Source organism: Haloarcula salinisoli (assembly GCF_019599405.1).
Lineage (GTDB): Archaea > Halobacteriota > Halobacteria > Halobacteriales > Haloarculaceae > Haloarcula > Haloarcula salinisoli.
Map to the genome: position 1 here is coordinate 777,651 of NZ_RKLQ01000001.1, position 24,516 is coordinate 802,166.

Annotated in this window: 30 protein-coding genes; 21 read left to right on the top strand and 9 right to left on the bottom strand. The window is 66.6% G+C overall.

Translation table 11 applies throughout. The features are described from left to right. Nucleotides 1-30: 30 nt before the first annotated feature. Entirely contained in the window at nt 31-2,358 is a 2,328-nt protein-coding gene (locus EGD98_RS04100; RefSeq protein ID WP_220587079.1) for a DUF2298 domain-containing protein, read from the top strand. A 60-nt stretch (nt 2,359-2,418) separates the two neighbouring features. Here EGD98_RS04100 and EGD98_RS04105 read toward each other — a convergent pair whose 3' ends face one another. Beyond that, entirely contained in the window at nt 2,419-2,679 is a 261-nt protein-coding gene (locus EGD98_RS04105; RefSeq protein WP_220587080.1) for an HAH_0734 family protein, read from the bottom strand. A 116-nt stretch (nt 2,680-2,795) separates the two neighbouring features. Here EGD98_RS04105 and EGD98_RS04110 point away from each other — a divergent pair, with 116 nt between their 5' ends. From EGD98_RS04110 to EGD98_RS04140, 7 genes are all read left to right on the top strand, one after another. After that, entirely contained in the window at nt 2,796-3,209 is a 414-nt protein-coding gene (locus EGD98_RS04110; RefSeq protein ID WP_220587081.1) for a hypothetical protein, read from the top strand. A gap of 146 nt (nt 3,210-3,355) precedes the next feature. Continuing rightward, the gene (locus EGD98_RS04115) at nt 3,356-3,640 is read left to right on the top strand and encodes a 50S ribosomal protein L44e (protein ID WP_220587082.1); all 285 of its coding nucleotides are present in this window, start codon (nt 3,356-3,358) and stop codon (nt 3,638-3,640) included. Nucleotides 3,641-3,642: 2 nt separating this feature from the next. Continuing rightward, entirely contained in the window at nt 3,643-3,816 is a 174-nt protein-coding gene (locus tag EGD98_RS04120) for a 30S ribosomal protein S27e (RefSeq protein ID WP_220587083.1), read from the top strand. Between the two features lies 1 nt (nt 3,817). Further along, on the top strand, nt 3,818-4,618 hold the full coding sequence (locus EGD98_RS04125; protein WP_220587084.1) for a translation initiation factor IF-2 subunit alpha: 801 nt from the start codon (nt 3,818-3,820) through the stop codon (nt 4,616-4,618). Further along, nucleotides 4,615-4,797: an RNA-protein complex protein Nop10 gene (locus EGD98_RS04130; protein ID WP_220587085.1), complete on the top strand. Its 183-nt coding sequence runs from the start codon at nt 4,615-4,617 to the stop codon at nt 4,795-4,797. Before EGD98_RS04125 ends, EGD98_RS04130 begins: the two co-directional genes overlap by 4 nt. 5 nt (nt 4,798-4,802) lie before the next feature. Further along, complete coding sequence (locus EGD98_RS04135) at nt 4,803-5,561, top strand: proteasome assembly chaperone family protein (protein WP_220587086.1); 759 nt, start codon at nt 4,803-4,805, stop codon at nt 5,559-5,561. Nucleotides 5,562-5,622: 61 nt separating this feature from the next. After that, a complete protein-coding gene (locus EGD98_RS04140) occupies nt 5,623-6,234 on the top strand; it encodes a J domain-containing protein (RefSeq protein WP_220587087.1) in 612 nt (203 codons plus the stop codon). On the opposite strand, the gene EGD98_RS04145 is transcribed toward EGD98_RS04140, so the two are convergent. Next, nucleotides 6,231-6,680 (bottom strand): DUF6653 family protein, encoded by a 450-nt coding sequence (locus EGD98_RS04145; protein WP_220587088.1) that lies wholly within the window; start codon nt 6,678-6,680, stop codon nt 6,231-6,233. The genes EGD98_RS04140 and EGD98_RS04145 overlap by 4 nt on opposite strands. A gap of 61 nt (nt 6,681-6,741) precedes the next feature. Further along, the gene (locus EGD98_RS04150) at nt 6,742-7,866 is read right to left on the bottom strand and encodes a threonine synthase (RefSeq protein ID WP_220587089.1); all 1,125 of its coding nucleotides are present in this window, start codon (nt 7,864-7,866) and stop codon (nt 6,742-6,744) included. 82 nt (nt 7,867-7,948) lie between these two features. Between EGD98_RS04150 and EGD98_RS04155 the strand changes: the two genes are divergently transcribed. Further along, a complete protein-coding gene (locus tag EGD98_RS04155; protein WP_220587090.1) occupies nt 7,949-9,208 on the top strand; it encodes an NAD(P)/FAD-dependent oxidoreductase in 1,260 nt (419 codons plus the stop codon). Between the two features lie 9 nt (nt 9,209-9,217). Here EGD98_RS04155 and EGD98_RS04160 read toward each other — a convergent pair whose 3' ends face one another. Then, the gene (locus EGD98_RS04160) at nt 9,218-9,364 is read right to left on the bottom strand and encodes a hypothetical protein (RefSeq protein WP_220587091.1); all 147 of its coding nucleotides are present in this window, start codon (nt 9,362-9,364) and stop codon (nt 9,218-9,220) included. 129 nt (nt 9,365-9,493) lie between these two features. On the opposite strand from EGD98_RS04160, the gene EGD98_RS04165 reads away from it, so the two are divergent. Then, complete coding sequence (locus tag EGD98_RS04165; protein ID WP_220587092.1) at nt 9,494-10,291, top strand: hypothetical protein; 798 nt, start codon at nt 9,494-9,496, stop codon at nt 10,289-10,291. A gap of 3 nt (nt 10,292-10,294) precedes the next feature. Here EGD98_RS04165 and EGD98_RS04170 read toward each other — a convergent pair whose 3' ends face one another. Continuing rightward, nucleotides 10,295-10,975: a metallophosphoesterase gene (locus EGD98_RS04170; RefSeq protein WP_220587093.1), complete on the bottom strand. Its 681-nt coding sequence runs from the start codon at nt 10,973-10,975 to the stop codon at nt 10,295-10,297. A 447-nt stretch (nt 10,976-11,422) separates the two neighbouring features. Between EGD98_RS04170 and EGD98_RS04175 the strand changes: the two genes are divergently transcribed. The 8 genes from EGD98_RS04175 to EGD98_RS04210 all read left to right on the top strand — a co-directional run bounded on the left by EGD98_RS04175 (nt 11,423) and on the right by EGD98_RS04210 (nt 16,777). Next, complete coding sequence (locus EGD98_RS04175) at nt 11,423-12,193, top strand: DUF7839 domain-containing protein (RefSeq protein WP_220587094.1); 771 nt, start codon at nt 11,423-11,425, stop codon at nt 12,191-12,193. Between the two features lie 35 nt (nt 12,194-12,228). Further along, complete coding sequence (locus EGD98_RS04180) at nt 12,229-12,393, top strand: hypothetical protein (RefSeq protein ID WP_220587095.1); 165 nt, start codon at nt 12,229-12,231, stop codon at nt 12,391-12,393. Nucleotides 12,394-12,443: 50 nt separating this feature from the next. After that, entirely contained in the window at nt 12,444-13,649 is a 1,206-nt protein-coding gene (locus EGD98_RS04185; protein ID WP_220587096.1) for a thiolase family protein, read from the top strand. Between the two features lie 331 nt (nt 13,650-13,980). Then, entirely contained in the window at nt 13,981-14,310 is a 330-nt protein-coding gene (locus EGD98_RS04190; RefSeq protein ID WP_220587097.1) for a HalOD1 output domain-containing protein, read from the top strand. Nucleotides 14,311-14,376: 66 nt separating this feature from the next. Then, nucleotides 14,377-15,546 (top strand): pyridoxal phosphate-dependent aminotransferase, encoded by a 1,170-nt coding sequence (locus EGD98_RS04195; RefSeq protein WP_220587098.1) that lies wholly within the window; start codon nt 14,377-14,379, stop codon nt 15,544-15,546. A 168-nt stretch (nt 15,547-15,714) separates the two neighbouring features. Further along, nucleotides 15,715-15,993, top strand: a complete 279-nt coding sequence (locus tag EGD98_RS04200; protein WP_220587099.1) for an ArsR/SmtB family transcription factor — start codon at nt 15,715-15,717, stop codon at nt 15,991-15,993. Nucleotides 15,994-16,036: 43 nt separating this feature from the next. Continuing rightward, entirely contained in the window at nt 16,037-16,333 is a 297-nt protein-coding gene (locus EGD98_RS04205) for a DUF8036 family membrane protein (protein WP_220587100.1), read from the top strand. Nucleotides 16,334-16,396: 63 nt separating this feature from the next. Next, nucleotides 16,397-16,777, top strand: a complete 381-nt coding sequence (locus EGD98_RS04210; RefSeq protein WP_220587101.1) for a hypothetical protein — start codon at nt 16,397-16,399, stop codon at nt 16,775-16,777. 26 nt (nt 16,778-16,803) lie between these two features. On the opposite strand, the gene EGD98_RS04215 is transcribed toward EGD98_RS04210, so the two are convergent. Beyond that, nucleotides 16,804-17,358, bottom strand: a complete 555-nt coding sequence (locus EGD98_RS04215; RefSeq protein WP_220587102.1) for a hypothetical protein — start codon at nt 17,356-17,358, stop codon at nt 16,804-16,806. Nucleotides 17,359-17,541: 183 nt separating this feature from the next. On the opposite strand from EGD98_RS04215, the gene EGD98_RS04220 reads away from it, so the two are divergent. Further along, a complete protein-coding gene (locus tag EGD98_RS04220) occupies nt 17,542-18,396 on the top strand; it encodes a UbiA family prenyltransferase (RefSeq protein WP_220587103.1) in 855 nt (284 codons plus the stop codon). Between the two features lie 18 nt (nt 18,397-18,414). Here the strand turns inward: EGD98_RS04220 and EGD98_RS04225 are convergent, their stop codons facing one another. Both EGD98_RS04225 and EGD98_RS04230 read right to left on the bottom strand, forming a co-directional pair. Next, entirely contained in the window at nt 18,415-18,591 is a 177-nt protein-coding gene (locus EGD98_RS04225) for a hypothetical protein (protein ID WP_220587104.1), read from the bottom strand. A gap of 143 nt (nt 18,592-18,734) precedes the next feature. Continuing rightward, nucleotides 18,735-19,883: an FG-GAP repeat domain-containing protein gene (locus EGD98_RS04230; RefSeq protein ID WP_220587105.1), complete on the bottom strand. Its 1,149-nt coding sequence runs from the start codon at nt 19,881-19,883 to the stop codon at nt 18,735-18,737. A 268-nt stretch (nt 19,884-20,151) separates the two neighbouring features. Here EGD98_RS04230 and EGD98_RS04235 point away from each other — a divergent pair, with 268 nt between their 5' ends. Next, nucleotides 20,152-20,721: a metal-dependent hydrolase gene (locus EGD98_RS04235; RefSeq protein ID WP_220587106.1), complete on the top strand. Its 570-nt coding sequence runs from the start codon at nt 20,152-20,154 to the stop codon at nt 20,719-20,721. A gap of 55 nt (nt 20,722-20,776) precedes the next feature. Here the strand turns inward: EGD98_RS04235 and EGD98_RS04240 are convergent, their stop codons facing one another. After that, a complete protein-coding gene (locus EGD98_RS04240) occupies nt 20,777-22,060 on the bottom strand; it encodes a glycosyltransferase family 4 protein (protein ID WP_236039221.1) in 1,284 nt (427 codons plus the stop codon). 430 nt (nt 22,061-22,490) lie between these two features. Here EGD98_RS04240 and EGD98_RS04245 point away from each other — a divergent pair, with 430 nt between their 5' ends. Beyond that, the gene (locus EGD98_RS04245; RefSeq protein ID WP_220587107.1) at nt 22,491-24,455 is read left to right on the top strand and encodes a pectate lyase; all 1,965 of its coding nucleotides are present in this window, start codon (nt 22,491-22,493) and stop codon (nt 24,453-24,455) included. Nucleotides 24,456-24,516: the final 61 nt, after the last annotated feature.

The window sequence follows — 24,516 nt, forward strand, 5'->3', positions numbered from 1 at the left end:
TATAGGGGTTCCCCCAACTCTTACCCTTTGATGGAGTACGGTCTCGTTGTCATCTGGCTCGCTCTATATCTCCTGTTGACCTATGTTGGAGCGACCATCGCGTCGGCGCTGTTCCCCCGCTTTGCCGAACGTGGAATCGCGTTCGGATTGCCGGTCGCACTGGTGGTCCTCTGGCTGTCCACGTATTTCGTCGGTCGTGTCTCGATAACGGCCGGCATCTGGCTCGGCGTGGTGGCCCTCGTCGCCGGGGCCATCGCGGTCGCCTATCGCCGTGAGCCGGTCGACCTCCGCTCCTTTGGCGAGGTCGCCGCCGTCTTCACCGTCGCGTTCCTGTTCCTGGTGTGGGTCCGTGCGCTGGACCCGGCCATCTCGCCGCTGGCCGGCGAGAAGTTCCTCGATTTCGGGCTGGTCCAGTCGCTGCTCCGGGCCGACACCCTTCCACCGGAGGATATGTGGTTCGCCGGCGAACCGGTCGCCTACTACTACGGCGGCCACTTGCTGACGGCAATTCTCACCAAGCTCACGGGGACGGCCGGGCAATACGCCTACAACCTCGCGCTGGCCGGCTTCTACGCGACGCTGGTGACGGGCGTCTACGGGCTAGCGGGGGCCGTCGCTGCCGCCCGGGACGTCCCCCGCCGGCTCGCCGCCGCCCTCTCGGCGTTCTTCGTCGGTATCGCGAGCAACCTCACGACGCCGGCCCGTACAATCCTCTGGCTGTTGCCCGACGGCGTCGCCAACGGGCTGGCCGGCGCTGTCGGCTACGAAATCAGCGGCCTCGCGAACGGACCCGACGAGTTCTACTTCTGGGACGCCAGCCGCGTCATCAAAGACGACCCCGCGGACTTCGCCACGTACACGCCCGCGAGGGGGTACAGCGTCAACGAGTTCCCGCTCTTTGCCTGGCTCAACGGCGACCTCCACGCCCACATGATGAGCACGGGTTTTCTCGTCCTGGCGGCGGCGCTGTGTTTCAGCTACTACCAGACCCCGGCCGAGGAGCGCAGACGGCGGCTGGCGCTCCTCTTCGGGGCGCTGCCGGCGGTCGCCGGGCTGATGGCCGTGACGAACACCTGGTCGTTCCCCTCTATCGCCGGGCTCGCGATGGTGACCGTCGCCATGGCACCGGCCAGCCCGCGGTCGCTCGTGCCGACCTCGCTCCGTGACCCCATCCCCCGAGAGGGGGCGGCCGGTGAGGGCTCCCGCATCGGCCTCGCGGTCGCCGTCGCGGTCGGCGTGGTCGGGCTGGGCCTGCTCTGGTCGCTCCCGTTCTGGTTCGGCGTCGGCAGCGGCCGCGAAGTGACGTACCTCCCGGACCGAAGCTCCATCGCGGAGCTGATAGGCATCCACGGACTCTTCCTCGCACCGTTCGCCCTGTATCTGTACGCGCAGGTCGGCCGGTCGCTCGACACCAGACAGACCCGGTACGTCGGGCTTGGCTTCCTCGCGACGGTCGCGGTCGGCGCGCTGGTCGACCTGGCCGCTATCGGACTCGTCCTCCCCCTGCTGGTCGGCGCGTGGCTGTTCGCCCGGTCGCCGACCGGCCAGCCGACCGAGGGCCCGCTGCCGGCGCTGGCCGACGGCGGCGAGCGCTCCGTCGGGTTCGAGACGGTGTTGCTGGTGGCCGGCGCTGGACTGGTCATCCTCGTGGAGTTCGTCTTCATCAAGGAGAACGTCGGGCGGATGAACACGGTGTTCAAGACGTACATGCAGGTGTGGGTGCTGTGGGCCGCCGCGGTCGGGCCGATACTCGCGTGGTTGCTGACGCGCTGGCGCCCGGACAGCGAGCGGACCCGGTCGCTCGTAAAGAACGGGACGACGGTGTTCGTCGTCGTGCTGGTCTGTTCGACGTCGGTGTACGCCGCCATCGCCTTGCCGAACCACGTCGGCCGCGCCGACGAACCCACCCTCGACGGGCGGGCGTACCTCGATGACTCACATCCCGCGGAGGCCGAAGCCATCCGCTGGATGGACCGCGAGATAGACGGTCGTCCGAACATCGTCACCGCGGCCCCGGCCGGCTACTACTGGGACCCCGAGGAGGGGCAAGGTGCCAGCGCCCCGTCGAGCCTGACCGGGATTCCGACGGTCGCGGGTTGGTATCACGAGAAACAGTACCGCAACGCCAGCGTCTACAACGACCGCGTCGACGACGTCGACACCATCTATCGGGGCAGCGGGGCCCAGCAGCGTGCGCTACTCCAGAAATACGACGTCAAGTACGTCTACTACGGGCCGGCCGAACAGGCCCGTTACGGCGTTATTACGGTCAGTCAGCTGGAGGGTGTGTCGGAGATCCACCGCTCGGGCGAGGTCGTCATCTACCGCGTGGACCAGACTGCGTTAGCAGAATCGTAGGCTACCACGTCGAGTAGAGCACGCTGGGAGAATGGCCGGCTTCAGTACGACGGCAGAACGTCAGGCCTCGGCCCGCTCGCGCAGGACGGTGACGGCCTCGGCGTCGACGTTGTCGGTCTCGAGATGCATCGGGATGTACTCCTGGGTCTTGAAGGTCTCTTCTTCGTCTTCTTTGCCGATGGTACACCACAGCTGGACGCGGTCGGGGCCGTGCCAGTCACCCTGCCGGGCGACCGCGAACACCTCGTACTCGTCGCCGTCGTACTCGATGCGGCCGCCCTTCCGGAGGCCGGGGTCGCCACGGATGATGAGCTTCTTCATACCCATAGCTTGGCAAACGGCGTACTTAGTGACTTCGAAGCCGCGTCTCTCGGGCGTCTGACGACAGGCATTTGTCAGGTCGGCCGGTACCACGGTCCGTACGCTCAGCCTTGATTATGACCGAAATCCTGAAACAAGTGCTCCTGAGTGCGTTGCTGGCAGTCGTGACGTGGGTCAGCAGTGCCCTCCTGGTGTTCGAAGTCGAGGTGATCAAGGGGGCAGTGACAGGGCTGTTCGGTGAACTGGGGATGTTGTTCCTCGTGTTCATCGCCGTTCCTGCGGCCGTCGGATTCGGCGCGGTGAAGGCCCTGGAGTTCGAGGCGATGTGGTTCTGTCTCGGTGTGGGCCTGGGATACGTCGCGCTCATCACCGGTGTGAGTATCTTCGCTGGCGGCGGAGAGTTGCACCCGGTCTTTCTGGCAGCCTGGGTGCTCCCGGCGGCCACCTGTCTCGGTGCAATCATCGACGCGCTCGGCCGTCGGTTGCGTGACGAGGCGTCCGCGACACAGGAACCGGCCGGCGCGGAGTGACTGTGACACCTGCACCACGGGACGTTCGCTGTCGCGCTCGCTGGGTCTGGCCTTCGTTGGCGGCCGTCCCCGACCCCGGTCACGATAATGCCGAACCGTCGGGGTTTTAAGCAGTCACATCAAAGCGACCTGTAAGGTCGATATCTATGGAGATGCCGCGACGTTTCAACACGTACTGTCCGCACTGTAACGAGCACAACGAACACGAGGTCGAGAAGGTCCGCTCGGGCCGCTCGTCCGGTATGAAGAAGGTCAACGACCGCCAGCGCAAGCGGCGCGGGACCGGTATCGGGAACAAAGGTAAGTTCTCGAAGGTCCCCGGTGGGGACAAGCCCACGAAGAAGACCGACCTGAAGTACATCTGCTCGGACTGTGGGAAGGCCCACCTCCGAGAGGGATGGCGCGCCGGTCGACTGGAGTTCCAGGAGTAACCATGGCAGGTAGTTTCGTCACCGTCGCCTGTCCGGACTGCGAGAACGAACAGACCGTCTTCGAGAAGGCCGCCAGCGAGGTCGCGTGTGCCGTCTGTGGCCACACGCTCGCCACCCCCACGGGCGGCAAGGCCGTCATCGAAGGCGAAGTGACCGACGTCGTCGAGGCACGGTAACATGAAATACAGCGGCTGGCCAGAACCGGGCGAACTCGTCGTCGGCAAGGTCGACGAGATCGAAGACTTCGGTGTCTTCGTCGACCTCGAGGAGTACGAGGGCAAGCGTGGCCTCTGTCACATCTCCGAGGTCGCGAGCGGCTGGATCAAGAACGTCCGCGACCACGTCAACACCGGGCAGACCGTCGTCGCCAAGGTGCTCGACGTGGACGAGGACGCCCAGCAGATTGACCTCTCCATCAAGGACGTCAACGACCACCAGCGCAAGGAGAAGATACAGGAGTGGAAAAACGAGCAGAAGGCCGACAACTGGATGGAGCTTGCCTTCGGCGAGGACATCGCCGACGAGGAGTACAGCGCCATCGCCAACGCCCTGCTCTCTGACTTTGGCTCGCTGTACGACGGCTTCGAGGCCGCCGCCATCCACGGTGAGTCCGCACTCGACGAGACCGACCTCGACGATGAGGAAGTCGAGGCGCTCGTCGAGACCGCCCGAAACAACGTCTCGGTGCCGTACGTCAACGTCACCGGCTACGTCGACCTGACCTGCCCCGACAGCGAGGGCGTCGACGTAATCAAGGAGGCGCTGAAAGCCGCCGAGGGCAACGGCGAAGTGCCCGAGGAAATCGAACTCGAAGTCACCTACGTCGGCTCGCCCGAGTACCGCATCCAGGTACAGGCCCCCGACTACAAGACCGCGGAGGGCGAACTCGAGGAGAGCGCCGCCCGCGCCCGAGCCGTGGTCGAGGAGCACGGCGGCAGTGCCGGCTTCCACCGCGAGCGAACCGAAGACGACGAATGAAATCGGACATCCGGGTGTGTTCGGCCTGGCGGGCCGAACACGACCGCCCGGTGTACACCCTTTCTTCGACCTGTCCGGACTGCGGCGCCGCGGCCGAAAACAGCGCGCCCGCACCCTTCGACCCGGCGGACCCCCACGGCGAGTATCGACGTTCACTTAAGCGCCGACGCCGGCAGTAGGGGGTATGGACGAATTCGATATCGACGATATCGCCGACCCGGAGCTCGAGGAGCCGGTGCTCGTCGAGGGGCTGCCAGGCGTGGGCCACGTCGGCAAACTCGCCGCCGAGCACCTGCTCGAAGAGCTCGACAGCGAGCTCGTCCGGCGGGTCTACTCGACGCATTTCCCGCCCCAGGTCAGCGTCGAGGACGGACGCACCCAGCTTGCCTGTGCCGAGTTCCACGCGGTCACGCCCGAGGACGGGCGGGACATGCTCGTACTCACCGGTGACCACCAGGCCCAGGACAACGAGGGCCACTACGGCCTCACGTCGACGTTCCTCGACATCGGCGAGGCGTTCGGCGTCGAGGAAGTGTACGCGCTGGGCGGGGTCCCGACGGGCGAGCTCATCGAGGAGTACGACGTGCTCGGTGCGACGACGACCGACGACTTCGGCGACCGCCTCGAGGACGCCGGCGTCGAGTTCCGTGAGGACGAACCCGCCGGCGGCATCGTCGGCGTCTCCGGCCTCCTGCTGGGACTGAGCGACCGCCGTGACCTACCCGCTGCGTGTCTGATGGGTGAGACCTCTGGCTACCTGGTCGACCCCAAGAGCGCGCAGGCGGTTCTGGAGATTCTCCAGGAGGTCGTCGGCTTCGAGGTCCCCTTCGACCCGCTCGAAGAGCGCGCCGACGAGATGGAGGAGGTCGTCAGGAAGATACAGCAGATGGAAGAGCAAAATGCACCTTCGCCGGCCGACGAGGACCTTCGCTACATCGGGTGAGCGAGCGCAGTGACACGGTGAAAGCGGACGTTTCTTAGGCGCCGGGACCTAACGAGGGCCCGTGCAGGCAGACCCGGGCGGCCTCCCCGCGTGGCTGGTGTTCGGACTTCTTCTGGGGGTAGCCGGGAGTCTCGTCGTCGCCGCGCTGTTTGTCGTCGCCGGAAAGCTTTTTCCAGCCAAGCGACAGGCCCGCGGGGTTCGAGAGGGCGGCGAGGAGCGCCGTCGGGTCGAGATTCGCGAGTACCTGACGGCCATCGACGAGCAGTTCGCCGAGAACCACCCGCTGGCCGGCGGGGAGGTCGCTTTCTATCTCCCCACCCGCGACGTCGCCATCACCTTCGACGCCAGAGCGTTCTACCGTCTCGAGCGCTCGCCGACCGTTCCGGTGCTGGTCGAACACGAGATGCCGGGTGCCGCCCTGGGCAAGCGTCTGCCCTTCGAGACGCCCGACGTCTCTATCGGGTCCGAGCCCGAATCGGAGCCACAGGCCTCCGTCGACCCCACCCGGCAGGCCTTCGCCGAGCTGGGGCTGCGAGAGACGGCCTCCGTCGACGAGGTAAAGTCCGCCTATCGGGCCCGGGTGAAGCAGGTCCACCCGGACCACGGCGGCGACGAGGAGGAGTTCAAGCGCGTGCGGGAGGCCTACACGCTCGCGAAACAGCACGCTGGCTAGCTGTGTCCGGGAGCGTGGTCCTCGTACAGATGGACCATCTCCGCGACGAACCAGAACTTCAGGGCCATCGACAGGGCCGTCGCGAGCGCGATCTCGGCCGGTCGTCGCTCGATGGCGGCGTAGACGGCATACAGCGCAGCGAGTCCGTTGAAAAGGTTCAGAATCTCGGGGTAGCTGAAACGACCGTGGTCCCGCTGGGTCCACAGTCGCTCACCGTACACCACCCTGGTCATCCACGCGCTGTCGTCCTCGGGCGGCGAGAACAGGACGGGGTTGAGGATAACGAACGCCAGTGTCAGCGCCAGCCCGCGCCAGTTCCGGCGGTAGATGCAGGTCATCAACAGCGGCATGGAGGCGACCCGGGACCAGCCGCTCTTCGGGTTCGCGTGACGCGCCCAGAAGTACCGGTCGAGAGCCGAGGCGTCTTCGGGTAGCTCGGGGGCCATACTTTCGGAGACGGAGACCGGCGACAAATCCCTGTCCCCAACATGTACGCCTGCTGCCGGCTCACATCCCCTGGCTCATCAGATGGGAGCGCAGGAGGTCTGCCTCCTTGCTGCCGGCGACGGGATTGACGAGCACGACCTCGTCGGCAGCGTCGAAGGCTCCTCGGTCGGCCAGCGCTCGCGCGCCGGCGACGGCGGTGCCGCCGGTGGCGCCGATTTCGGGCCCCATCTCGCAGCCGTCGACGGCCGCCTGGAGAATCGATTTGTCCTCGACTGCGACGCCGTCTCCGCCGCTCGCGTCGATGGCGTCGATGGCGGCGGCCCCGGTGACGGGGTCTGGCACTTCTAGCGGGCCGACGATGGTGTCGGGATGCTCGACCGGCACCGGCTCGGCCGCACCGTCGGTGACTGCCGCTGCGATTGGCGCACAGGCGTCGGGCTGGGCGGCGTAGATTCGCGGGACGGCGTCGGTGAGGCCGGCGTCCACCGCGAGGGCGAACCCGCGCTGGAGCCCCACGGCCGTCTCGCCGTGGCCCGTCGGGTGGACGACGGCGTCGGGGGCGCCCTCGCGGTCGGCGAGCAGCTCCAGGGCCAGGGCCGTCCCGCCGGCGATGCGGAACGGGTGGCCCGGCGCGACCGGCGTGAGCGGCTCGTCGCCCTCACCGAACGCGTCGACGGCGTCCTCGTAGCGCCCCTCGACGACGTACATATCGCCGCCGTGGACGTTCACCATCGCCTTGTTGAGGAACGGACAGCGGGTCGGGACCACACCTTTGGAATCGATGCCGGCGCGGGCGGCGTAGGCCGCCGCCGACTGGGCGCCGTTGCCCGTCGATGGCGTCCCGACGCGGTCGGCGCCCCCCTGGACGGCGGCCGCGACGGCCAGCGCGAACTTCCGGTCGGCGAGCGAGCCCGTCGGATTCCGGCCCTCGTCTTTGATTGCGATGCTTTCGACACCGAGTTCGTCGGCCAGTTCGGAAACGGCCACGAGTGGCGTGGCCCCCTCGTCGATGGAGACGGTCGCCCCGGGCGGGAACGGGTGAGCGTCGGCAGCCGAATCGACCCGGTCCGCGTCGAAGTCGACGACCAGGACGCCCCCGCAGTCGGGACACCGGTGCGCCGAGAGTTCGGCCGACTCGCCACACGCCGTACAGCTCAACCCGCGGACTGCCGCTGTCGTCTGCATACGCGGCTCTCGGGACGCCGTCCCCAAGTGTCGTCCGGTCCACTCCAGCACGCTCTTTTAGCCTGCGTCCGAACGGACGGCCATGACAGACGCCGTTGTCGTCGGTGGCGGCCTCGCTGGACTGGTCGCGGCCCGTCACCTCGCCGAGTCGGGACAGGACGTGACGCTACTGGAAGCGAGCGACGGCGTCGGTGGCCGCGTCCGGACGGCCCACGAGGACGGCTACACCTTCGACCGGGGGTTCCAGGTGCTGTTCTCGGCCTACCCCGCAGTCAAGCGCGAATTCGATGTCGAGGCCCTCTCGCCGCGGCCCTTTACTCCGGGGGCGACCATCGCTCGTCCGAACCACCGCTCGGTGCTGTCGGACCCCCTGCGCAATCCGACGGCGGCCCCCCAGACCATCTTCAACCGCGACGTTCGGACGGCCGACAAGCTCCGCGTGTTCAAACTGCAGCGCGAACTCGCAGGCAAGGACCCGGAGGCACTGCTCGACGGGGGCGGCGAGCCCATCGCCGAGTACCTGGCCAGGCGAGGGTTCTCAAAGCGGTTCGTCGAGCGGTTCGCGGCGCCCTTCTACGGCGGCATCACGCTCGACAGGTCGCTGGGTACCGACAGCGGGATCTTCGAGTACACCTACAAGATGCTCTCCGAGGGCGAGATATTCGTGCCGGCCGACGGGATGCAGGCGATGCCCGAGCAACTCGCCGACCGGGCGAGCACAGCGGGCGCGACAATCGAGACGGACGTGCCTGTGGAGGCCGTCGAGGCTGCAGACGGTCACAGCGAGGTGACAGTCGAGACAGCCTCGGAGACACTCTCCGCCGAGGCCTGCGTCGTGGCTACAGACCCCGCGACGGCCGCGGAGCTAACCGGTGTCGATACGATTCCGACGGAGACACTCGGCTGTGTCACCCAGTACTTTGCCCTGCCGACGAGCAAGGCACCCAGCATGGGCAAGCGTATCGTACTCAACGCCGCCGACGACCGGCCCAACACCGTCGCGCCGCTGTCGGCGGTCGCCTCCGAGTACGCCCCCGAGGGGATGGAGCTGTACAGCGCGACGTTCCTCGGCGAGCAAGCCGCCGACGACGAGGACCTGGCCGCCGACGTCTACGACGCGCTGACCGCGTGGTATCCGTCGGCCGGGTTCGACGCACTGGAGCTCCTGCGGACGGACCGCGTCCCGCTCGCGCAGTTCGCCCAGCGGCCCGGGTTCCGCGAGTCGTTGCCCGCGCCCGACGCCCCCGAGGGACCGGTCGCCCTGGCTGGCGACTACACCCGCTGGTCGTCGATTCAGGGCGCACTGGAGAGCGGGCGCGTGGCCGCCGAGCTACTGGCGTAAAAAGGCGCCTCAGGCCGCGTGGTCGCCGTCGTCGTGGTCCTCGTGTTCGTCCCCTACCAGCACGTCCGAGACGTACTTGATGGTCGCGAAGTAGAGCAAGACGATACAGATGAGTGTCGTCGCGATGAGCGCGAGTGCCGGTCCGGTCTGAATCATATTCGCTGTTCCACCGCGATAGCCCAAATACCTACCGACCTCGGGTCAGGTGCCGACGGGGGGCGACGCTACTGCTGGCAGGTCGGGTTTCCAAAAGTGCTTTAATTAGCTGTCGGCTTACTGCCATTTATGCGACCGAAGACGCTGTTCAGCCTCGGGGGTGGCCTCCAGGGGGGTGGGGGAGTCGCGACGTTCGCCGTCCTCCTGGCCAGCGTGGCCGGCGGTCCCACGGTCGAGACTGCCCTTGTCGCGGGCTGTCTGGGCTCGGCGGTGGGCTTGGCGCTGGCCCGCCAGCCCGCGGAGGCCGACATCGAACGGTACCAGGGTGCGCTGGTTCCCGTCCTGACGGTGTTCGCGCTCCCTGCCCTCTCACTGGTGGCGGTCCTGGCCGTTCACTGGTGGGTACCCGGCGGCGTCGCGTTCTACGAGGGTCTGACCGCCGCTGGCCTCGCTATCCTCGGGGCCCTCCTGCAGAGCCACGCCGCCGAGCGCCAGCACGTCCTCGCTCTCACGGTCGGCCCGGCGGTCGCGGTGACACTGCCCGGCCGCTACACCCAGTTGCGCCGCGAGCATGGGTCGGTGCTTCTGGTCCTCGGCATCGGTCTCGCACTCCTGTACGGCTACTTCGCCTGGTTCAGCCGTAGTCTGGTGAGTGTCGCGGCGGGACTGGGCTTCCTGCCGCTGGCCTACGGTGTCGTCCGGAACAGCGAGGCGAAGGTGGTCCCGGACGGCCTGGTCACCGGGTTCAGAGTCATGCCGTGGGACCGGTTCGAGGGCTACGAAATACGGGACGACGCGGTGGTTCTCCACCAGTGCAGCGCGCTGGGCCGCGCGCGGTTGCAGTTCCCCCTGGCCGATATTGACGACCCCAGAGCCGTCACTTACGCACTCTCGCAGTATCTCCGTCCGAAACAGACCGACTGGTGACCGCTATAACAGCCGCCGGAACTCGCCCAGCGGCGGGAACGCCTTCGTCTCCCGGGCGTGCTCGTCCCACACCACCGGCGCCAGCGAGTCCGCGTCGGTCACCAGCGGCGACTGGAACTCGCCCGCCGACATCGTGTTGACCCTGACGCCGGCGTTCAGTTTGTTGAACGACGGGAGCATGACGACCTCGCTGCCGCGGTACTGGCCCTCACCGACCAGATAGCAGGGCCGTCGCTGCCCCTCGATTTCGATGGTCGGGTGGTCGTGACCGACGACGTACCGGTCGGCGTCGCCCTCGGGCGCTTCGTGACCGTGCAGGACGAGCGTGTCGCCGACCCGGTACTCCCGCTCGACGGGCCCGTCCCACACCGAGTCGAGCATCGTGTCGTGGTTTCCCGGCGTGACGACCAGGCGAGCCCCCGACTCCCGACAGACCGCTCGCAGCCCCGCGACGGTGGTCTCGACCGTTCGGGGCACGGTCTGGAAGGAGTGCAGGAGGTCGCCGGCGACCACCACCTCGTCGGGCTCGTGGCGCTCGACGAGGTCGCGGAACCGCTCGACCATCTCGCTCCCGGAGCCGACCGGGAACTCCAGCTCCCCGCCGGTCCCCCGGCCGACGTGGCAGTCCGCGACGACCAGCGTGTCCTCGAGTACGAGCGCGCGGCCGTCGTACGTCAGGTCCATTGGGATGGTGTCCGGGCTGGGGCTACATACCGATGACGCACCTAGCAACCAAAGCCGATGCTATCGTCCTGATTGAGAACAGCCAGAAAGCCCCGACTGGCTTCGGTCCCACGACTCGCTGAGCCCTTCGCTCCTCACTCCGCTCGTCGCTCCAGTGCTTGCGTCGTCGGGGTTCCCGAAGCCAGTCGCCCCTTTCAGTCCCACCCGTAGCCGGTTGGTCAGTCGGCATGGGTGGGACTGAAAGGGGCCGAGCGCTCGACGAGCGAGACGAAGTAAGCACCGAGCGAAGCGAGGCGCGCAGCGAGTCGCAGCCGTCGAGCGCTCGGGGGCTTTCTGGCTGTCGACAGTAGCTATCCCGATAGCCGTCCCGCTGTCCGCGATTCTCTGGGCCACGAACGTTGTTCCTAGGCGGCGGTCTTTTAGTGGCAGGAATCCAGAGACACGGGTATGGTCGACGTCCTCGAGAACAAACGCTCGGCGACGCGGTTCCGCATCCTCGTCGAGATAGCGGACCGGCAGCCGGCAGTCAGCCAGGGGGAGATCGCGGAGGCCGTCGGCGTGACGAGCCAGGCCGTCAGTGAGTACATCCGGGACCTGGTCGAGGAGGGGTTCGTCGAGAAGGAGGGCCGTTCGCGCTATCGCGTGACGAAGGAGGGCGTCGACTGGGTGTTCCAGTCGGCCAACGACATGCGCCGCTTTGTCGACCACGTCACCGACGACGTGCTGGGCAGCGTCCAGGAGGACGCCGCCATCGCCGACGCCGAATTCGCGGCCGGCGAGACGGTGTCACTGTCGCTGGAGGCGGGGCTGCTTCACGCGGGCCCGCAGGAGGGTGACGGTGCCACGGGCGTGACGACGACCGACGCGGCCGCTGGCGAGGTGGTCGGCGTCACCGGCTTCGAGGGTGTCATCGACCTGGAGCCCGGTCACGTCAGTGTGGTCCAGGTGCCGACGGTCCGCACCGACAGCGACGGCTCCGGGGCGGACATCGCAGCGACCTGTGCGGGCGTGCCCATCGTCACCGCCGCCGGCGTCGAGGCCGTCTCGGCGCTCCGGGACGCCGGGGTCGAACCGACGACCTACTTCGCGCCGGGTGCGGTCGCCGCCGACGCCGCCTCGCGGGGACTGGACGCCGTCGTCGTCGCGACCCAGGACACCATCGGCCGGGTCACCGACGCGCTGACGGACGCGTCGGTGAGCTACGACGTGGCGAAGTGAGGACGGTTTTGTGCGGTGAGCCCGTCCGCTTGACTATGAGCGACACTGACGACCTCGAAGCCGCCGTCGAAACGTTTCTGTCCGAGGCTGACTCGGCCTACGAGGAGTACGACCGCGGGTACACCGACGCCGACGCGACGCTGCGTCGGCTCGAGACCGCCATCGAGCAACTGCGGACCGCCGAAGCGGCGACCGAATAAGCCTCCGCTACCGCCCGACAGTATTTGTAGCTCCGGCGACACGTTCGCGTATGACCGACGTGGTCGTCGTCGACGGCGCGAGAACCGCACACGGGGAACTACTGGGCTCGCTCGCCGGGAAGACGGCGACTGAGCTGGGTCTCACAGTCACCGAGGGGCTGCTAGAGCGGAGCGGTATCGGCCCCGACCTGATCGACTGGGTCTGCCTGGGCAACTGTGTCCAGGCCGGCGTGGGCCAGGTGCCGGCCAGGCAGGTCGTCGTCGATTCAGACCTCCCCGATAGCTGTCCAGCGACGACCACGAACGAGGCCTCCGGGTCAGGCTTGCGGGCGATTACGAACGCTATCGACCGCATCGAAACGGGCCGCGTCGGGGTGGCTATCGCCGGCGGGATGGAGTCGATGTCGAACGCGCCCTATCTGGTCCGCGAGATGCGTGGTGGCCGCCGCCACGGTAACACGACGCTCGTGGATTCGATGATTTACGACGCGCTGTGGGACGTGAACTACGACGCCCACATGGGGACGCTCACGGACCGCATCGCTGCGGAGTTCGACATCGGCCGGGCACAACAGGACGAGTACGCCCAGCGGAGTAACCAGCGGGCCGGGGAGGCCATCGAGTCGGGCGCGTTCGAACAGGAAATCGTTCCAGTAGAGGTTAGCGGCGCGTCGGAGACGCGCCGAGCAGACGGCGAAGCCGTCAGTGACCACCTCGTCACCGAGGACGAGGGACCGCGGCCCGAGACGACCGCAGAGGACCTCACGGCGTTGCCGCCCGCCTTCGGCGATGACGGGACCATCACCGCCGGTAACGCCTCGAAGCTCTCGGATGGCGCGGGCGCGGTCCTGCTGGCCGACGCCGAGGCCGCCAACGCCGCCGGTGTCGGTCCGATGGCCCACGTCGAGGAGTACGCGGTCGCCTACCGCGACCCCGCCGAGTTCTCGCTGGCGGTCTGTGACGCCCTGCGGGCCCTCTTCGAGCGGGCGGATATCGGTGTCGCCGACGTCGACCACTTCGAGCTCAACGAGGCCTTCGCCGCTCAGATGGTGTACGTCGCCGACGAACTCGACATCCCGGCGGCGAAACACAACCCGCTGGGCGGGGCCGTGGCGCTTGGCCACCCCATCGGTGCCAGCGGTGGCATTCTCACGACCACGCTGGTGTACGCCATGGAACACGGGGATCTGGATAGAGGGGTCGTGGCGATGAGCGTCGGCGGCGGGGGCGCGCTGGCGATGTCTTTGACGCGGTGAGCCCGCCCGGCGGCGACGCGATGGAAGTCGGCGGCGGGGGCGCGCTAGCGATGTCGTTGACGCGGTGAGTCCGCCCGGCGGCGACGCGATGAGCGTCGGCGGCGGGGGCGCGCTGGCGCTGTCGTTGACGCGGTGAGTCCGCCCGGCGGCGACGCGATGGAAGTCGGCGGCGGGGGCGCGCTGGCGATATCGTTGGTCCGGTGAGCCCGCCCGGCGGCGACTTCGACGACAGCGATACGCTCGTAGCTGTCGAGTGCTCGTCGGCCGCGCCTATCAAGTTGGTACACACTCTGACACTACGCTTGTAACCACCCATCGGGTATGTCATATGATGTCAGATTCTCAGTCAGATAACTCCGGAGACGGCCAGACCGACGGTGGCGGAATCGTGCGCCGGCAGATACCACCGGACCCCGCGACCTCCGAATACGACCTCCTGGAGATACTCGCCGATATCGAGGAGGTCGACATCGAAACGCTCCCGCCGCTGTACAACCAGGTCGAACACGTCGTCGAGACGCTGTTCAAGACGCCCCCGTCCGCCGACGCCCAGATGTCCATCTCGTTTTCCTACGCCGGCTACCGAATCACCATCGACCGGACCGGCACCGTCCAGTTCGTCCCCGTCAAGGACACGATAGAGCGAAACCGTCAGCTGTAATCTGACCTGCGCTGACCGCCGCCCGTTTCGGGAAGAATTATCGGCCCGGCCGCCCCCAGGGGAGATATGACAGGATTCTCCAGTCGCGTCGAAGCCGTCTCCATCTCGGGTATCCGTGAAGTGTTCGAAGCCGCCGGCGAGGACGCTATCAACCTGGGGCTGGGGCAACCGGACTTCCCGACCCCCGACCACGCCCGCGAGGCCGCAATCGAGGCCATCCAGTCGGGGAAGGTCGACGCCTACACCTCCAACAAGGGGACGCTCGAACTCCGCGAGGCCATCGCAGAGAAACACGCACGCGATAACGACCTCGACGTCGACCCCGAGGATATCATCGCCACCTCCGGCGGGAGCGAGGCACTGCACATCGCGCTGGAGGCCCACGTCGATAGCGCGGGACATCGTCCCGCGAACGAGCGGACGCAGTCCGAGAGCGCCGGCCAGGAGGTCATCTTCCCCGACCCCGGCTTCGTCTCCTACGACGCCTTGACCCATCTCGCCGGCGGGACGCCGAAACCAGTCGGCCTGCGCGAGGACCTGACGATGGCGCCCGAGGCCGTCGAGGAGGCAATCACCGACGACACCGCGGCGTTCGTCGTCAACTCCCCCGCCAATCCGACCGGGGCCGTCCAGTCCCCCGAGGATATGCGGGAGTTCGCCCGCATCGCCGACGAACACGACGTGCTCTGTATCTCCGACGAGGTGTACGAACACCAGGTGTTCGAGGGTGAGCACCGCTCTCCGGCCGAATTCGACGAGTCGGGCAACGTCGTCGTCGTCAACGCCTGCTCGAAGGCCTACTCGATGACCGGCTGGCGGCTGGGCTGGGTCACCGGCGCGACCGACCGCATCGAGCGGATGCTCCGGGTCCACCAGTACGCCCAGGCCTGTGCCTCCGCGCCCGCACAGTACGCTGCCGAGGCGGCCCTGACAGGACCTCAGGACCCTGTCGCGGAGATGCGGGAAGCCTTCCAGGAGCGCCGGGATATCCTCCTTTCGGGGTTCGACGAGATGGGGCTGGAGTGTCCCACACCCAAGGGGGCGTTCTACGCGATGCCGAAGGTCCCCGAGGGGTGGGTCGACGAGGTCATAGAGCGGGGCGTCGTCGTCGTTCCGGGCGACGCCTTCGGCGAGAACGGCTCGGGTTACGCCCGCATCTCGTATGCGACCGATACCGAGACGCTCCGCGAGGCGATCGATATCATGGCCGACGCCACTGCAGCGCTGCGAGAGTAGTCACGAATTTGGAAGAGAGTTCGAAGAAGGGTTTTGTAGTCGGGTTACATCGCTACGGACGAACCAGCCGTGGTCACCGTTCATGAAACCGACCGACGCAAGCGACGTAAACGGGACCGTGAGAGCCAACTATTTAGTACCGGCACAAAGACCACCGAAGGGAGAGGAATGGAGAAAGCGCTCTGGTATCTGTTGACGGCGACGCGTGGCGGCGCCAACCGGGCGCGTATCATCGACGCTCTCACCGAACGACCACAGAACGCCAACGAGCTGGCCGACGAACTCGACGTCGGGTACAAGACCATACGCCACCATATGGAGCAACTCGAAGAGCACGACATCGTCGAATCGGGTGAGGAATCGTACGCGAAACTCTACTTCCTCACCGACCGGTTCGACAAGTACCGCGAGACGTTCGAGGATATCACGGAGCAGATGGACACATGACCGGACACATTGACAGGACGTGCCAGCGCGGGGGCGGTCAGTGATGGCGATGGGGACGCTCATCACCGCCGCCGTGGTCCTCGCGGGTCTGAACACGCTCCTCTTGCTTCCGCTCGTGGGCGTGTGGATCCGCAACTACAACACCTTCGGGACCGGCCTGGTCGGCGGCCTCGTCCTCTTTGCCGTCGCCATGCTCGCCGAGAACGCCATGGCCATCTACTTCTTCTTCTCGATGGCCAGTTTCTACAGCGGCGACCCAGGCGTCCAGAAAGTGGTCTTGATACTGCGGGGCCTGCAGTTCGTCGCTATCGCTGCGCTGTCCTACACGACGCTCCGGTAAATTCGCGTGCGTTCGCTGGAACGAGCGAAGCACCGATAACGCTGCACCCGTTAGGAGGGCCCAATGGACCACCTCGCACGGTCGAACGTGCCGGTGTACGCGACGACGGCCGAACAGCAACGTATCTGGGACCGCTGCAGCGACCGCGGGCAGCCGGTCATCGCCATCCGGACGGCCGCCCGTGGCCACATCGTCAGATACGACCTCCAGCATCTCGACGTCGAGCTCTCACAGCGCACCCTCCAGCAGCTCCGCGACCGGGTCCGCTCGCGACGAGGCTACCAGACCAGCCCGGACGCGTCCGACCCCGTCTCCGAGACGGAGGGGGTCGGCGGCGAGGCCGGCGCCGTCTCCGGCGAGCTTCACACGCCGACCGAGCGCGCGGCCCGAGACCTGGCCTCGCACATCTCACCCTTCGTGCTGGACCGGGACAACTGGCGTTAGATGGTCGCGCAGGAGCCGGCCGGCTCTCATTGGTTGTATTTAACGAACGAGACCTCTTCACTGTCGGCCGCTCGTTCGGTCATGACCTGGTCCATCGGATACGCCCAGACCATCCCACGGAACTCGGAGGTCATCTTCTGAGAAGTGCTGTCCTCGTCGTAGTCGACGACGCCCTCCGCAAGTTCATATCTACTGCTAGTGATATTGTAACTCCCGTCGCTTTTCCGCCCAACCTGACCGAGTGATTCCGTAAACGTCATCGAGTCGCTCCCGACACTTGCGTCGACGGTCTCGATACCGATGAGACCGAAGGAGTTGTCCGTTTGTCCCTCGGCCCCCTCTTCGTCGAGTACTACCCGAGTCAACTCCCCGAAGTTATAGAAGATCTCGTATTCGTCGATCCCGTACTGGTCAAGGGGGCCGTCGACCTCGACCAGACCCCCGACGACTCTGTAGGAGTTGTCGTCCTGTTTTTCGGCGTCGGTAAACGTCACGTCGAAGTTCAGTTCCGCCCCGAAGTCTCCGTCCTCTGTGTCGAGGGTCCGCTCGAAATTCAGGTCGACGTTCTCGATGTCTACCATAATTCAACAATAATGTTCATATTAAATAATATTTGCGGGCGTAATTAAGGGCACAAACGGGGATTGGGCCCGGAGCCACGCGATCCAGCCCCGGGTGGCCCGCATCGTCGACAGATCTCCCGATGCAGTCGGACTATGGCGGGTGTGCGAGACTTTTTCAGGCTGCCGTCCCTCGGTACCGGTATGGCAGTGGCCCGACACGAGACCGGCGTCGTCGGTGCCAGCAAGGCGCTCGCCTCGCAGGTCCATCCTGTGTTTATGTTGCCGCCCCTGGCGACCTCGCTCTTTGGCGCCGTCCTCGCCGGGACTGTCGACCTCCGGGTGGCGGGGCTGCACACCCTGGCGATGTTCTTCGCCGTCTACACGGCCCACGTCAAGGACGGCTACGTCGACTTCCACGTCCGCGGCGAGGACGACGACCATCCCCTAACCGTCGGCGGCTGTCGGGGTGCACTCCTCGCGAGCGCTGCGGGCTTTCTGGCCTGTACAGCCGGGCTCTGGCTGCTCGTCTCTCCGCTCGCAGCGCTGGTGACGGCGCCGACCTGGCTCATCGGCTACACGCACGCGCCCCAGCTCGACCTCAACCCGGTCGGGGCGACGATGGGCTATCCGACTGGTATCGCGCTGGCGCTGCTGGGGGGCTACTACGTGCAGGCGACGAGCTTCGGTCCGCAGGTACTGGGGCTGGCCACAGTGTTCCTGCTGTTGCTGACTGGTATCAAGATAATCGACGACGAGACTGACTTCGACTACGACAGCTCCATCGACAAACGGACCGTCGCGGTCGTGCTCGGCCCCCGGCGGGCCAGACAGCTTGCGCTCGGACTCTTTGCCCTCGCGATGGTCGGCGTCGTCGCGCTCGCGATTGCGCTACCCGGGATTCCGCCGACTGCGGCGGGCGGGGCCGTCGTCTTCGGCGCCGTCCTGGCGCTTGCCTACCGGGCCGAGGCCGAACTCGCGACGATGCTGTTGATACGGGGGTCGTATCTCTTTCTCGCCGTACTGGTGGCTGCGGTGTGGTTCCGGCCACTGGTGTAGCGCGCGGTCGCGAGCGGCTCACACAGTGTCTAGCTCACGTGTCCGCTCGTCCGTCGACCCACAGAGGGTGACACCGCACCGCAGCTCTGCGAGACAGGCCCGGTGCACCAGCAGTTCCTGTCGCCGGTCGTCCGGCCGGGGAATCGGCTGGTGACAGACTCGACAGATATGGTCCGGGTCCGACGTATCTGACACACCAGCTGACTCCTGGGGCTGCGAGTTCGACGTTGGTTCCATAGCTACTAGTTGCGTGGAAAGAAACGGCATCCACACCTTGTTAGATGCTGTTTAAACCAGGGGACTGCCAGTTCAATGTCCAGATACTGGCCAGCCGTCGCTCACGACCTGTTGAACCAGACGTCGACGTGGTGGTCGGGGCCGTAGGACTTCCCGACGAGGTCCGGTCGGCCGCTGCCGGTCAGGTCGACGACTTTCGCCTCGTGGGTCTCGATGCCAGTCGCGACCGTCTCGCGCTCGAACTCCCCACCGCGGTTGTAGAAGACGAAGTGGCGAGGGTCGCTGTGTTTTCCGAGCCCCATCTCCGCGACGTAGATGTCCGGCCGGCCGTCGCCGGTGAAGTCCTCGACCTCGAGCGAGTGGGGACAGAACAACCCGTCCGCGATGACGGTCTGCTCCCAGTCGGGCGGGTCGAACCAGGCGACCCGTCCCGGATGGGTCCCCAGATGGGGCGAGTCCCCCTCGGAGAGGACGACCTCGAGGTCGCCGTCGTCGTCGACGTCGGCGACGGCGACCCGGGTGTTGTCCCATCCGTCGACAATCGTCTCCCGTCGCCACCCGGTCTCGGCGTCGGGCTCCCGGTGGTAGACGTTCGGCCCGGCGACCAGCTCCGTCCGGCCGTCGCCGTCGATGTCGACGACGGCGACACCCTCTAGCTCGCGCCCCCGGTCCACGATGTGGAGGTGCTCCTCGCCCCAGGGGCCCTGTCGCGGTTCGACTGGGATGTCGTAGTAGAAGACGGTCTCGGACACCTGTGAGAGCCCGACGACTTCCGGCTCGCCATCGTCGTCGACGTCGGCGACGGTGACGTCGTGGTACTTCTCGAAGCGGTCGGTGACGAGGTGGCGTTCCCACGGCTCGCGCGGGTCCGCGCCCGGTTCGAACCAGTACAGCTCCGTGTTGTCGATGCCCTGGCCGGCCACGACGTTGGGGTCGCCGCTGCCGGTGACGTCGCCGACGGCCCCGCCCACGTCCAGGTCTGGTGTGAACGATATCTCGTGGCGCTCGAAGCCGGGATTCTCGTACCAGAAGAGGTTGGACTCGCCGATGCCGACCGCCGACCGGAACGCGGCCGTGGGGACCCCGCGGCGCTCGGCTTCCCAGACGATGCCCTTGCCGGGGAACCCCTCGCCGGCACCGCCCACGATGACGTCCTCGCGGCCGTTCCCGGTCAGGTCCGCGGTCAGACAGAAGCCGAGTTTCGAACAGGGGGGCCGCTCGTCGATCCGCTCGTGACTGAACCCACTCATACGTTGTATCCCGGGAATCGACCGGATAGCTCATGAGTAATCACCAGCTAACCAGCTCGGTCGGTGGTCTGGGACCGAACCGGAAGTAGCGACAGTGCAGGCCCACTGGTCGTCCTTCTCGGGTGCCTGTCGGTCGATTCCGGGCTGGGTAACTAACTGTCAGAATCGCGAGTCGTTCGTCAATGCCCTGCCCGAAGCGGTGGTCACGACCGCGACCTGTGGCGTCGAGTCTCCGAGGTGCCCAGCCGTGTCGCGACGGGCGAGGATAATGTGGCCGTGGACCCATCTGGCCTTTGGCTACCTTCTCGTCTCGCTACTGTGGCGCCTGCGTGCCAGGCGACTCGACGGCACGGCGGCCGTCGCCGCGGCGGTCGGGACGCAGTTTCCCGACCTCGTCGACAAACCGCTGGCGTGGGCGCTGGGGGTCTTGCCGGCCGGGCGCAGCCTGACACACTCGGTTCTTGTCGCGACTGTGGTGTCGGCGGTCGTCCTCTACGTGGCTCGCCGACGTTCCCACCCGGACTCGGGGCTGGCCTTTGTCGTGGGCTACGCCAGCCACCTCGCCGGTGACGCCATCCCGAAGCTTCCGGCCGGTGAGTTCGACTCGCTAACCTTCCTCCTGTGGCCGCTCCTGCCGCTCCCGGAGTACGACGGGTCGGGGCCGGTGGTCGCGAACCTCGCCGAGGTACTCGCCGCCCCGGCGGCGTACCTGCTTGCCAGTCCGGGCCGGCTGGCCTTCCTCGTCGTCGTCCTCGCTCTCTGGAGCGCCGACGGATTCCCGGGCGTGGCCGGAATCGGGCGCTATCTCACGCGTCACACGGGGCGCAGAACCGATTGAGAGTCCCGATTCCCACGCCGGCGGTAGTCGATTGCAGCGCCGGCCGCCAGCGTCCTCAGGACTGGACGGCCGAGCGCTGGGGCGCCGTCGCTCCGTCGTCCGCACCGACGAGTCGCGACAGCAGGTCGTCGAGTCGGTTCGCGATAGCCCGGCGGTCGTACTGCTCGACCACGTGCTCCCGGCCGGCCGCGCCGAGCTGCCGACGGCGTTCGGGCGCGGCGAGCAAGCTGTCGAGCGCCTCGGCGATGGCTTCCGGGTCGACCTCGGCGTGGTGGCCCCCGCCGGAGACCTCGACGAACCGCTGGACTTCGCCGCGGCCAGTGACGACGACCGGGACTCCGCAGGCGAGATACTCGTAGGTCTTCGTCGGCATCGCGTAGGCCAGTTCCGGGGAGTCCTTGATGGGTGCCAGCCCCACTGCGGCGTCGGTGATGTGGGCGGGCACCGCCTCGCGGTCGACCAGGCCGACGAACTCGACGCGGTCACCCAGCCCGAGCCGTTCGGTCAGGGACTCGAGACGAGAGCGCTCGTCGCCGTCCCCGACGAACCGCAGGACAGCGTCCTGAGAGAGTTCGTCCATCGCACGGATGCAGGGCTCCAGAGGTTGTGCGCTGCCGAGGTTGCCGGTGTAGACGATGACTGGCCGCTCATCGCTCTCTGTCCCCTCGCCCTGAACCGACCCTGTCCGTTCCGCAGCCGGCTCGAAGACGTCCGTGTCCACCCCGTTGGGCACGTGACGGACCCGGTCGGCCAGCTCCGCGCCGTACTTTTCGCTGACGGCGGCCCCGAGCGATTCGGTCGTAACCGTGATGCGGTCGGCCGTCCACAGGACGAGGCCCTGAAACCAGCGGCTCGCTCCGACCAGCGGGCTGTCGGCGTCGACGTAGCCCAGCGCGACCGAGTTGTCTATCCAGAGGTCGCGGACGTCGACTACCCACGGGGTCCCGAGGAGCGCGGCCGCCAGCCCCGGGAGACCGGTCGTTATCGGCGGGGTCGACGTCAGCACCGCGTCGTACGAGCGGTGGTTCCAGCAGAGCCACAGCGTCGCGTGCAGCGCGAACAGGAGGTAGTACGGGAGCCGGCGCAGCAAGCCGGGATTCTCGACCTGGGGCTGCCAGGACCAGAGCCGGTGGACCACGACACCGTCCCTGCGCTCGGTAACGCTGCGCTCCCAGCTCCGGTCGAAGTTCCCCGGTGGGTACGACGCCGGCGGTGCCAGGACGGTCACACTGTTTTCCTCGGCGACGTTGACCGCGAGGTCACGGATACGGGAGGCGTTGCCCCCCTTCTCCGGTGGGTACCGCTGGGAGACGAAGACGTACCGATTGGAGTCGGACATCGGTTAGCTGCCTCGCTCCCCTCGTCGGTCACCGACGACCCCGCTATCGCGGCGCTGTTTCACCGAAGGCGACCCCCTGAGACCGTCGCATCCATCCGTAGCTGCGCTCATTGAACCATCGGATAGCAGCGCTGAAATCGACATTAGTATACGTTCTTTACCACTCCAGCCCGCTGTCTACGTGAACTACGCGGCACTTGATACCGAGGTATATACCAATTCGAAACACACGGTTACGCCGCGATACAGCCCCGCGGACGCCCAGCTCCGGCGATAGTCCGGGCCAGTCCATCGCTGCGAGCGGGTGCCGTACTCGCTGTTCGGCGCAACCCCGAATCGGCGGCGTAGAGACGATATAACGGCTCAGTAGCCCATTTCGACCGCGTTCATGGCGAGCATACTTACCTACTGAGCACTCCGCGTTGGTTCCATGGAACGCAGCGTTGCAGACAGGGTGGGACCGCTGGTCGATTCGCTCCAGTCACAGTTCCCACAGGATTCGCGAGTCGAATCGGACGACACCCACCTCGACGCCGCCATCGACTGGCTCTGTCACAGTCAGGACGTCACGGACACCGGCGGCTCGGCCGCGACGTACAATCTGCTCCTTGGGTGGGAAGACCCCTATCCCGAGACCTCCGGTTACATCGTCCCGACGCTGTTCGAGTACGCCGACCGGTTCGACGACGACGCGGTCCGCGAGCGGGCGGTCGCGATGGCCGAGTGGACCCTCGCCACGCAACACGATACCGGTAGTTTCCCGGGTGGGACCGGCGGGGACGGTGACCCGAACGCGTTCAACACGGGCCAGATTATCCTGGGGCTGGCCGAGGCCTACAGACAGACGGGCGACCAGAAGTACCACGATGCGGTTCGGGACGCCTGTGATTGGCTCGTCGACGCCCAGTCAGCCGCGGGACACTGGGCGGACCACGACTACAAGTCCCGCCCACACGTGTACACGGCGCGTGTCGCCTGGCCGCTGCTGGTGGGTGCCGAGCTACTGGACGGCGAGACGGAGCCGTACCGCCGGGCCGCTCGACGGAATCTCGAGTGGGTCGTCGACAACCAGCGCTCGAACGGGTGGTTCGACCGGGCCAGTTTCGACGCGGGCGAGTCCCCGTTCCTGCACACGATAGCCTACACCATCCGTGGCCTCCTCGAAGGCGGCCGTCTCCTCGACGACGCCGAGATTTTCCAGTCTGGGAAACGAGCCGCCGACGCCTTACTGACCATCCAGTCGAACGAGGGCAGTCTAAAGGGGAGCTACGACGAATCGTGGACGCCCAGCTGGTACCACTGCCTGACCGGCAACGCACAGATGGCGCTCGTCTGGGCTCGTCTCTACGAGTTCACCGGTGACCACGACTATCTGGTCGGTACACGGACGGCGGTGCAGTTTTGCAAACGCCACCAGTCTATCGACGGCGACGCTGCGACCAGCGGCGGGCTTCCGGGCTCGTACCCCATCGTCGGGCGGTATATGTATCTCCGGTACCCGAACTGGAGCGCGAAGTTCTTCGCGGATGCCCTGCTGAAACTGCAGGAACTGGACGGCGACCCGACCCAGACGGACGGGACGTCGGAGACTCGGACGGACAGTCCGGCGGCCCCCCTCCAGATGTGTCTCCTGGTCGACGGTGAACACGTCTTCCGGTGGGTCGCGGACGCGATAACGGAGCTGGTCGAAGCGACCGAGACCGAAATACCGCTGGTCGTCATCAACGAGGACGCGGGCCTGCTCGACAGCGGGAACGTCAAACGGGGGAAGCGGTATCCGGCCTACGCGGCCTATCGGATTCTCTCGAGTCCGTTCACGAACGCTGGCGACGAACCTCAGTACGACGACAGTGTCCATATCTCGGAGATTCCAGCAGTGCGTAACGCGGAGTGGATACGGACGTATCCGGACAACGTCGACGGGTTGTGGAACGAACTGCCCTCTGAGGCCGTCGAACGAATCGAGGCGACCTCGGACATCGTCTTCCGGCGCGGGTTCGGACTGATTCGGGGCGATATCCTGACGGCGACCGAACACGGCGTCATCAGTTACCACCACGGTGACCCGGAACAGTATCGGGGCGGCCCGGCCGGATTCTGGGAGTTCATGCACGACGAACCGACGGCCGGGATGATGGTCCAGTCGCTCCGGGACGAGCTGGACGCCGGCGTCGTCCAGGCCTACTCTGAGGTCGACCTGACGGACTGTGATAGCTGGGGTGAGATACGGAACAGACTGTACACCCAGTCGACGCATCTGCTAACCGACGCGGTCCGGACGATTCAGTCCGAGACGGTAGAGCCGATGCGGGTAGAGGAGTTCGGGCCGGTAAACACCCCGCCGTCAGCGGTCGAACTCGGGAAGTGGGCCGCGAAACACGTCCAACAGCAGTAGGCTCCAGCCGCGGGCGTCGTTCGACCACTGTCGAGACGTCTTCTGCAGCAGTAGACCCTTC